The sequence below is a fragment of the Micropruina sp. genome (assembly GCF_047606365.1).
Lineage (GTDB): Bacteria > Actinomycetota > Actinomycetes > Propionibacteriales > Propionibacteriaceae > Micropruina.
Genome location: NZ_JASGEN010000096.1, coordinates 1 through 9,688 on the forward strand (window position 1 = coordinate 1; position 9,688 = coordinate 9,688).

Annotated in this window: 8 protein-coding genes; 3 read left to right on the forward strand and 5 right to left on the reverse strand. The window is 68.1% G+C overall.

What is annotated here, in order from left to right:
* The 5 genes from QM624_RS10850 to QM624_RS10870 all read right to left on the reverse strand — a co-directional run.
* Window positions 1-928, reverse strand: a 928-nt coding sequence (locus tag QM624_RS10850) for a 2-hydroxyacid dehydrogenase (protein ID WP_415091651.1), incomplete at its 3' end; no start/stop codon positions are given.
* Between the two features lie 5 nt (window positions 929-933).
* Window positions 934-2,418, reverse strand: coding sequence for a xylulokinase (locus QM624_RS10855; protein ID WP_415091653.1), 1,485 nt, complete (start codon window positions 2,416-2,418; stop codon window positions 934-936).
* A 30-nt stretch (window positions 2,419-2,448) separates the two neighbouring features.
* Complete coding sequence (locus QM624_RS10860) at window positions 2,449-3,276, reverse strand: class I fructose-bisphosphate aldolase (RefSeq protein ID WP_415091655.1); 828 nt, start codon at window positions 3,274-3,276, stop codon at window positions 2,449-2,451.
* Window positions 3,277-3,329: 53 nt separating this feature from the next.
* Window positions 3,330-4,361, reverse strand: coding sequence for an alcohol dehydrogenase catalytic domain-containing protein (locus tag QM624_RS10865; protein WP_415091657.1), 1,032 nt, complete (start codon window positions 4,359-4,361; stop codon window positions 3,330-3,332).
* Between the two features lie 8 nt (window positions 4,362-4,369).
* Window positions 4,370-5,233, reverse strand: a complete 864-nt coding sequence (locus QM624_RS10870; RefSeq protein ID WP_415091659.1) for a DeoR/GlpR family DNA-binding transcription regulator — start codon at window positions 5,231-5,233, stop codon at window positions 4,370-4,372.
* Between the two features lie 605 nt (window positions 5,234-5,838).
* Here QM624_RS10870 and QM624_RS10875 point away from each other — a divergent pair.
* The 3 genes from QM624_RS10875 to pdxA are packed head-to-tail and all read left to right on the forward strand — an operon-like array spanning window position 5,839 to window position 9,651.
* Window positions 5,839-7,224: an MFS transporter gene (locus QM624_RS10875; RefSeq protein WP_415091661.1), complete on the forward strand. Its 1,386-nt coding sequence runs from the start codon at window positions 5,839-5,841 to the stop codon at window positions 7,222-7,224.
* A 34-nt stretch (window positions 7,225-7,258) separates the two neighbouring features.
* The gene (locus QM624_RS10880) at window positions 7,259-8,605 is read left to right on the forward strand and encodes a four-carbon acid sugar kinase family protein (RefSeq protein ID WP_415091663.1); all 1,347 of its coding nucleotides are present in this window, start codon (window positions 7,259-7,261) and stop codon (window positions 8,603-8,605) included.
* An 8-nt stretch (window positions 8,606-8,613) separates the two neighbouring features.
* The gene (gene pdxA / locus QM624_RS10885; protein WP_415091665.1) at window positions 8,614-9,651 is read left to right on the forward strand and encodes a 4-hydroxythreonine-4-phosphate dehydrogenase PdxA; all 1,038 of its coding nucleotides are present in this window, start codon (window positions 8,614-8,616) and stop codon (window positions 9,649-9,651) included.
* Window positions 9,652-9,688 lie beyond the last annotated feature (37 nt).

Sequence of the window (9,688 nt, forward strand, 5' to 3'; positions counted from 1 at the left end):
GCACCTGGGTGACGTTGCGGACGGCGAGGCGGCACATGTTGTCGCGGGTGGTGCCGCCGGCGCTGCCGATGTGGGGTTGTAGCACCACGTTGTCGAGTTCGCGCAGGGCCGGGTTGATCACGGGTTCGCCCTCGAAGGTGTCCAGTGCGGCACCGGCCAGGTGGCCGCTGCGCAGCGCTGCGATCAGAGCCGTCTCGTTGACGACGCCGCCGCGGGCGGCGTTGAGCAGGTACGAGCCGGGCTTCATCGACGCCAGCGCGTCCGCGTCGATCAGGTGCCGGGTGTCCGGTCGCAGCGGGACGTGCAGCGTCACCACATCGGACGTCGCCAGCAGGTCCGCCTGATCGACGATCTCCACCCCGTCGAGTTGCGTGCCGACCTCGAGCCGGGGATGGCTGGCGACCACCCGCATCCCGAAGGCCAGCGCCCGCCGGGCGACGGCGCGTCCGATCCGGCCGAGGCCGATGACGCCCAGCGTCGCGCCGGCGCTGACGTCCAGGCCGACCAGCATGGTCGGACCCCAGATCCACGGTTCGCCCGAGCGGGCGAATCGATCGGCCTCGACTACCCGGCGGGTGATCGCCAGCAGCATTGCGAAGGTGTGGTCGGCGGTCGCCTCGTCGAGGACGCCGGGGGTGTTGGTGATCACCACGCCGCGCCGTTTGGCCTCGGCCAGGTCGATGTTGTCGAAGCCCACCGCGGCGTTGGCGACCACCTGCAGCTGGGGACCGGCGGCGTCGAAGAAGGCGGCGTCGATCCGCTCGGTGAGGGTGACGACCGCGGCAGCGGCGCCGGCGACGTCGGCCAGCATCCGCTCACGCGAGGGGGGAGCGACCTCACCGACCGTCAGTTCCAGTCCGAGCGCGGGCAACTCGTCCATCACCGTGTCGGTGAGTCGTCGGGCAACATACAGATGGCCAGCAGGCATCAGGGTCAACTCCTTGTCGTTACGAGTGGGGGCAGTGCGGGCAATGGGTCGCGTCCGGTGACCTTCGACCATTCCTCACGGAACCGTAGCCAGCGCTGCTCGGCCCGGGCCCGGCGTTTGGCACGGGGCTTGACCCGGCTGGTCGAGAGCCGGCTCGGAATGACGTCGTGCACCGCTTCGGCACACATGGCGGCCGCGCCGATCGCCGGCAGGTCGGGCTCGAGCGCGACGTCGTAGGTGCGTCCGGTGGCATCGGCGAGCAGCTTCGGCATCACCGGGTCCTCGCCGAACGCCCCGGTCAGGTAGATCGCCTGGTCGCCGGGCGGGACGGTGGCCTCCAGCACCATCCGGTCGGCGAACAGCACCCCGTCGAGCACCGCACGGGCGAGCTGACCGCGGGTGGTCGAACGGGTCATCCCGGTCAACCCCGAGCAGGGCTGCTCGAACCAGAACGGGCCCCGCTCGGGCATCACGTGCGGAATGAAGAACGGTGCCGTCTCGGCCTCTTCCGGCGAGAGCTTGTTGGCCAGCCGGATCATCTCGCGGACGGCGGACTCCTTGCGTCCGAAGCCGAGGAGTGTCGCAGCCACCGCCAGGCTGTCGCCGCCGTTGGTGACGCCGTTGATCAGCCACTCGTCCGGACGCAGGCCGCGCCGCTGCAGCGCCCGTGCCCGCAGGTCGGGGGCCGACAGACAGCTGTTCACCACATGAGTGGTGCCCATGATCAGGAACGGGTTCGTGCCCGGCGCCGTCCCCAACGCATAGGACGCCGCCGGCGTATCGGCGCAGCCGACGATCACCGGCACGCCCCGGGGAATCCCGGCCAGCTCGGCGAAGTCGGTGCCGGCGTGACCCAGCACGTCCATCGCCGGCCGGACCGGCGGCAGCACGGGCGGCTCGATGCCCAGCTCGCTGAGCGTCTTCGGCAGCCAGTCGCTGTGCCTGCCGATGGTGTTGTAGACGCCCGTGTAGGACGCCTGGGTCGGGTCGAGCGCCGCCTCACCGGTGAGCTGCTGACCCAGCCAGGTGCCGGCGAAACCCAGCGTGGTCATCCGGGCGAAGGCGTCCGGCTCGGCCTCGCGCAGATAGTGATAGGCGATCGCCGCGAACGTCGACCGGGACGGGTGATTGCCGGTGGACCGGATCGCCTTGGTCGACCGCAGCGGGCTGTAGTGATCGAAGTACGTTGTCAGCGCGGGGTTGTCCCAGGTCACCGCGAAGGTGACCGGGTGACCGTCGTCGCCCATCGGCACGATCGTGGGGCAATGGGTGTCGAGGCCGACCCCGCTCACCTCGGCCAACTGCGGCGCCAACTGCCGGCACACCGCCAGGATCGACTCCTCCCAGGCGGACGGGTCGGCCCGGCCCACGCCGCCACGCCGGGAATCCGGGTGGCGGGCGCGGGCCCGGGCGATGACCCGTCCGTCAGAGGCGAGGATGACGCCCTTGGTGGCCGAGGTGCCGAGGTCGAGTCCGAGGAAGGTTCTCATCGTTGAGCTCCTTGCTGATCGCCGGGCTGCTCAGCCGAGCAGCTTGACGGCTTCGCTGGGATCGGCACCGTCGTGGATGACGGCCTTCAACGCGTGCACCATGGCACCCGGATCGTCGGCACCCCAGATGTTGCGGCCGGCGGTCATGCCGGCGCCACCGGCGTCCATCACGGCCGCGGCCTGGTTGAGCACGTCGATCGGCTTCGGGGTGGGCGCACCGCCGGCGGCGACGACCAGGGTCGGCGTGGCGTCGACCACCTTCTTGAACTCTTCGGCCGAGCCGGTGTACCAGGTCTTGACGATGTCGGTGCCGCATTCGGCGGCGGCGCGGGCGGCGTACATCACCGATTCGGTGCTGCCCTTGCGGTCGCCCCACAGCTCACCGCTGGGGTAGGCGTGGCAGATCACCGGCAGGCCCCACTTGTGCGCTTCCTCGGTGACCGCGCTGAGCATCTCGAGCATGGCGACCTGGTTCTCCGAGCCCGCCGAGATGCCGACCGCGATGGCGTCCGCGCCGAGCCGCAGACAGTCCGCCACCTGGCCGACCGTCGCGTCGTAGGTGAGGTGGAAGTCGACGCAGAACGTCGAGCCCTTGATGATCAGCGGCACCTGCTTGGCGCGTCCGGACAGCAGGTGCCCGGCGACGCCCTTGAACACCGTGAAGGCGTCCGGATCGGCGTCGGCGATCTTGTCGAATACGGTCTTCAGATCGGCCAGCCGGGGCGCGACACCGCGCGGCACCGCCTGGTCGAGCGCCACCGTCATCAGCCGGCCGTCCGCCCCGATGATCCGGCGCAGTCGGATCTCGCGGCCGAGCGCGGACGTGGTGCCGACGGGGTTCAGTTCGAAAATGCCCATGACAAATCCTTCTGTGTGGTGTGGAAAAGAATGAAGAGACGGGGGAGCGGGCCTCAGGCCCAGGGATCGATGCCGACCCGCAGGTCCTTGCCCGAGGCGACCAGGTCGAGCGCCTCGTGCACCCGGGCCAGCGGCAGCTGGGTGCCGACCAGGTCGGCGACCCTGAGCTTGCCTGCGGTGACCAGGTCGGCCACGGCGTGGAAGTTCTCCAGCCGGCAGGACGAGGCCCCGACGACCTCGTACTCGTTGTAGTGGATGTCGTTGGCGACGATGCTCAACACGTCGCCGGCGTTGAACCCGGCGAAGGCGGAGATCCGGGCTCCCGGAGCCAGGATGCCGAGGTAGGGAGTGAGGGCCTCCACCCGTCCGATGGCCATGATCACCACGTCGATGCCGCCGTCGGTGGCGGCCAGGATCTGGGCGGGGGTGTCCTCGCCCGGTGCCAGCACCAGATCGGCCCCGGATTCGCGGGCGATCTCGTGCCGGGCGGTGTTCGGGTCGACCGCGATCACGGTCGGGACGCCCTGGGCCTTGGCCAGCCGGATGTGCATCAGGCCCAGCGGGCCACAGCCGGCGATCAGGACGGCATCCGCGCCCTTCACCTTGGCGATGTTCTGACCGTTCAGGGCACAGGCCAGCGGTTCGACCAGGGCCGCCTCGGGCGCCGACACCCCCGGCAACGGCACGATGTTCTGCCGGGCGTTGGCCGGCACCACGATGTACTGCGACAGCCCGCCGGCCAGCTGGTAGCCGAACGCCACCCGGTTGCGGCAGATGTTGGGGTGGTTCTTGCGGCAGGCGACGCACTCGCCGCACGGCACCAGCGGGTAGACGCAGACCTGATCGCCGATCGACACGCCCTCCGGCAGCGGACCGGCGCAATCAACCACCTCGCCGGCGATCTCGTGCCCGAGCACCGAGGGCAGGGTGACGTTCTTGGTCTTGCGGCCCGAGTAGATCCGCAGGTCGGTGCCGCACAACAGCGCGGCGGTTACCTTGAGCAGGACATCGCCCTCGGCAAGGGTCGGAACGTCGCGTTCCTCGACGCGGAGTTCGTCAGGTCGGTACAGCACTGCTTGCTGCATGGGAAATCTCACCAGTCTTCTGTGTCTAGTGGCGGGGCCAGGATGATCGAATCGGCGCCGGCCTCCCGAAGTTCGTCGAGCACCGCCGGGTCGGCGGCCTCGTCGGTGACCAGGCCCCATTGGTCGGGTAGTTCGGACCAGTAGTGGAAGAGCCCGTGCTCGCCCAGCTTGGACGAGTCGGCCACCACGTAGGTGCGCTGGGCGTTCTCCATCATCGCCGCCTTGAGCCTGGCCTGCGCATAGGTGCGTGAGGTCAGGCCCCGGACGGGGTCGATGGCGTCGGTGCCGATGAAGGCGTAGGTGGCCTGCACCCGGTTCAGCATCGACTCGGCGTCCGGCCCGGTGATGGTGGCGTTGATGCCGCGCAGCGCTCCGCCGAGGATCGTTACGCCCACCTGGTCGTTGGAGACCAGTTGGTTGGCCACCATCAGGCCGTTGGTGATCACCGAGACCGGGCGGTTGCCCAGTGCGGCGGCGATCTGTTCGGTGGTCGATCCGGAGTCGAGGATGATCAGGTCGTCGTCCTCGATCAGGACGGCGGCCGCCCGGCCGATGGCCCGTTTGGCGTCGGCGTGGGCCGACATCCGCTCACGCATGGTCAGCTCGGTGCGGGGCCGGTGTTGCAGCGCCGCACCCCCGTAGGTTCGGGTCACCAGCCTGCGGTCCTGCAGGTCGGCGAGGTCGCGACGGATGGTCGCCACCGAAACCCCGAAGGTGTCTGACAGGTCGCTCACCGATACGTTGGCCTCCGGATCTGTGGTGAGCAACTGGAGGATTCTCTGCCGCCGGCGCTGACCCTTGCTGGGCTTCGCCGGACGGCCGTCCGGTTGCTCGTGAACATCGACGGAGGATGTGGCTGGCAGGTCCTGCATGCCCTCATCCTCCTGCATTTCGAGGTGGGTGGAACCCGTGGGTAACGGGTGTCGAGCAGACGGGCTCCACCTGGGTCCACTGCTCTCCCTGGACGTCCCAGTTGCGGCCGGTCTTCGGGGTCGGAACCGAAGTATCGTTTGCGCGGTCCGATCACAATTGGGATGTAACAATGATCGAACAGCGCAGACCGTTTGTCAAGGTCCGCGCGAAATCTAGCCAGCGCGCGAGCGGTCGAGTGACAGAATGATCGAACCGCGCATATGGTGCTCGTCGGCGTGCGCGGCAGGATTCGACCGCCGGTAGGCCTAGCGCTCGGCGCGCGCGGTGAGTACTCTCTGCTGTTGAGTTGGTAATCAGCCACGCTCCGGGCAATGCAGCACGGGGGTGGCGCCCGATGTTCCAGCGCCGTGACCGGCGTACTCGACAGGAACCGGTGGAGACACGGCAATGCGCGGACCGTGACCCACCTGCTTCTGCTGACGGTCACGTCCCTGGTTGGTGTCCTCGGGTCGGTCGGAGCCACCTCGCGCTATCGGTCGATGACCGTGCGCGGGGCAGATCGCCGACCCGTCTCTCGGACACTGACAACTAGGAGCACGGACACATGTCATCTTCTGCGGGCGCCGCAACTCCGCTGAGCGCCAACCTTCCAACCGACAAACCGACCCGGTACCGCTGGGTCGTGATGGCGACGATCTTCGCCGCCTACGTGGTCTGTATGGCCGACCGCGCCAACATCGGCGCGGTACTTCCGTTCATCAAGGAAGAGTTCCATATCGACAACTTCACCATCGGCGCGATCTCCAGCTTCTTCTTCCTGGGCTATGCGGTCTCGCAGATCCCCGCCGGCCTGATCATGGGCAAGAAGGGCACCCGTGCGGTGGTCTCCTTCGCCATCCTGGCCTTCTCGGCCGTCACCCTGCTGATGGGGTTCACCACCGGCGCCGTCATGCTGCTGGCCCTGCGCCTGCTGCTCGGCCTGACCGAGGGCCCTGCGCCGGTCGGCATGACCTCGACGGTGAACGCGTGGTTCCCGCCGCGTGAGAAGGGCACCGCCACCGGCCTCTACATCGCCTCGACCCAGTTCGCGCCGATCATCGTTCCGGCCATCGTCATCGGCCTCGCGCAGGCCCACGGCTGGCGCTGGGTGTTCATCTGGTTCTCGATCCCGGGCTTCATCATGGCCGCGGTGTGGTGGCTCGTCGTCCGGAACCGTCCCGAGCAGAGCAAGCACGTCAACGCTGCCGAGGTCGCGCACATCTACGACACCTCCGAAGACCCCACCAAGAAGAAGGTTGTCTTCCGGCCGATCCCGTGGCTCGACAAGCTGATCCGGCTGAAGGACGTCGACACCCTCGACACCAACGGCAAGGTGCTGAGGTCGTGGAACATCTGGGGCGACACCCTGGCCTACTTCTTCATGAACAACGTGAACTACGGTCTGCTCACCTGGGTGCCGCTGTACCTCGTCCAGGCCCGCGGCATGAACCTGTCGGGCGTCGCCTTCATCGCCGCGGCACCGGCTGTCGGCGGCCTGATCGGCGCGCTGCTGGGCGGCGTGGTCTCGGACCGGCTGTTCCACGGACGCCGCAAGCCCACCATGCTGATCACCGCCTTCTTCGCGGCCGTGATGATCGTGGTGGTCATCAACGCACCGGACAACATTCCGGCCATCGTCGCCAGCCTGATCGCCACCGGCTTCTTCCTCAACATCGGCTGGCCGATGTTCACCGCCTACCCGATGGGTCTGACCAACAACAAGACCTACCCGTTCGCGATCAGCGTGATCAACTCCGGCGGCAACCTGGGCGGCTTCTTCGCGCCGATCATCGTCGGTCTGCTGCTCGACTCGTCCGGCGGCAACTACTCGATCGCGTTCAGCTACTTCGCGGTCGTCCTGGTCATTGCCCTGCTGATCATCTTCAGCCTGGTCGAGGCGAAGCCGAAGGCGACCGAGCACGCGGTCGAGGCAGAGGCAGTGGCCAAGTGAGCGGCCGTCCCGTGACCCGGAAGGCGGTGTCGGGATGCCCAAGCTAGGTATCGTCGCCGACGACCTGACCGGCTGCACCACGATCGGCGCCCTGCTGGCCAGGGTGGGCGTCGACACCGCGGTGCTGTTCTCACCGGCCGACGTCTCGGCGCTGACCTCCGATCATGAGGCGCTGATCCTCAACTCGGATTCCCGGCCGCTGCCGGCTGCTGACGCCTACGAGCGGGTCCGGCAGGCCACGCAGGAGTTGGTCACGGCCGGCGCGCGCCAGTTCACCAAGCGGATCGACACCACCTGTCGCGGTGGGATCGGCCCCGAGGTGGAGGGCATGCTCAGCGCGTTGCCCGACGACTACATCGCCATCATGGTGCCGGCCATGCCGCAATCGAAGCGGATCGTGGTGGGCGGCTACTCGGTGATCGACTCGGTGCTGCTCTCGCGCACCCCGGTCGCCCAGGACGTCCGGACGCCGGTGAAGCAGTCGCACCTGCCCACCTTGATGGCGGGCCAGTGCACCGTGCCGGTCGGCCATGTGCCGATCGGTGCGGTGATCGACGGGGCCGAAGAGATCCGGGCCGGACTGGTCGCCTGCCGTGAGGCGGGGGACCGGGTGATCGTGGTCGACGCCGCCTCGTTGGAGGACGTCGACCTGATCGCCACCGTGGTGGCCGACCTCGGCTGGAAGGTGGTCTGCGTCGACCCGGGCCCGTTCACCGAACGGCTGGCGATCCGCAGCGGCGTGGTCGACACCCGTCCGGTGAAGGAGCGCACGCTCCGGCTCGAGCCGTCCGAGTCCGACACCGGCACCGCGCTGGTGGTGGCCGGCAGCGCCATGCGGGTCACCCACCTGCAGATGGTGGAACTCTCCAAGGTGCCCGGCACCGAAGTGATCGGCGTGGACGTTGGCGACCTGATCGCCGACGAGCGGCACTACCTGCGCGAGACCCAGCGGGTCCTTGACGAGGTGGAACGCGTGCTTCCCCAGCAACCCCGGGTGATCATGCTGGCCCTGGACTCCACGATCAGTGGCGACCTCGGTGACATGGCTGCCATGGAACGCCGGGCCGGCCTGCAGCCGGGGGAGGGGCCGGGCCAGATCCCGGGCCGCTTCGGAGCGTTGGCACGACGTGTCGTGGAGACCCTCGGCGATGCCGTCGCGGGCCTGTACCTCACCGGCGGTGACATCATGGTCAACACCTGCGCCGCCCTGGACGCCAACGGCATCGGCCTGGTCGACTACGTCATTCCTCAGGCAGATCAGGGTGTGCTGGTGGGTGGCCCGTGGGCCGGCCTGCCGGTGATCTGCAAGGGCGGACTCACCGGCAACGAACAGACCGCAATTCAATGTGTCAATCGGATCTTCGACGAAAAGATGGAGTGAAACAGACAATGTCAGATACCCAAATCAGGCCGGTCACCGCGATCACGATCGGCGACCCCGCCGGAGTCGGACCCGAGATCGTCGTGGACACCGTCCAGTCGGAAATGATCTACGAGGTCTGCAAACCGTTCGTGATCGGTGCGCGCGAACATCTCGAAGAGGCGGCCGCGGTCAAGGGCGTGACGCTGAAGTTCAACGAGATCAGTGAGCCCGAAGAGGCCAAGTACGAGTTCGGGACGGTCGACCTGCTCGACACCGGTGCCGCCCCCGGCGCCAAGATCGTCTACGGCGAGGTGCAGAAGGACGCGGCGCTGCGCGCCTACTCCTACCTGGAGAAGTCCATCGAACTCGGCCTGGCCGGACGGCTGGACGCGGTCTCCACCGCGCCCATCCACAAGGTGGCGCTGAAGGAAGCGGGCGTGGACCACATCGGGCACACCGAGATCTTCGAGGCCCTGACGAACTCGCCGTACGCGCTGACCATGTTCAACGTGCACAAGCTGCGGGTGTTCTTCCTCACCCGGCACGTGTCGGTGCGGAAGGCCTGCGACCAGATCACCAAGGAACGGACGCTGGCCTATCTGAAGGACATCGACCGTGAGATGCGCACCTACGGCTTCGAGAACCCCTCGATCGCGGTGGCGGCGCTGAACCCGCACGGCGGCGACGGCGGCCTGTTCGGCACCGAGGAGATCGAGCACCTGATCCCGGCCGTCGAAGAGGCGAAGGCGATGGGCATCAACGCCCGTGGCCCGCTGCCCGGCGACTCGATCTTCGCGTTCGCCCTGGACGGGCATCACGACTGCATCCTGTCGCTGTACCACGACCAGGGGCACATCGCCTGCAAGACGCTGGACTTCGAGAAGGCCGTCACGATCACCATGGGCCTGCCGTTCATGCGCAGCTCGGTCGATCACGGCACCGCCTTCGACATCGCCGGCAAGGGCATCGCCAACGGCGGCAGCATGGTGGAGTCGACCCGCGTGGCCGCCTACTACGCCGGCCTCAAGATGGCGCACCAGCAGAAGCTGGCGGCCTCGGCCTGAGGATGCGGTCGGTCGGCGTCCGGGACTGGTCTCCGAC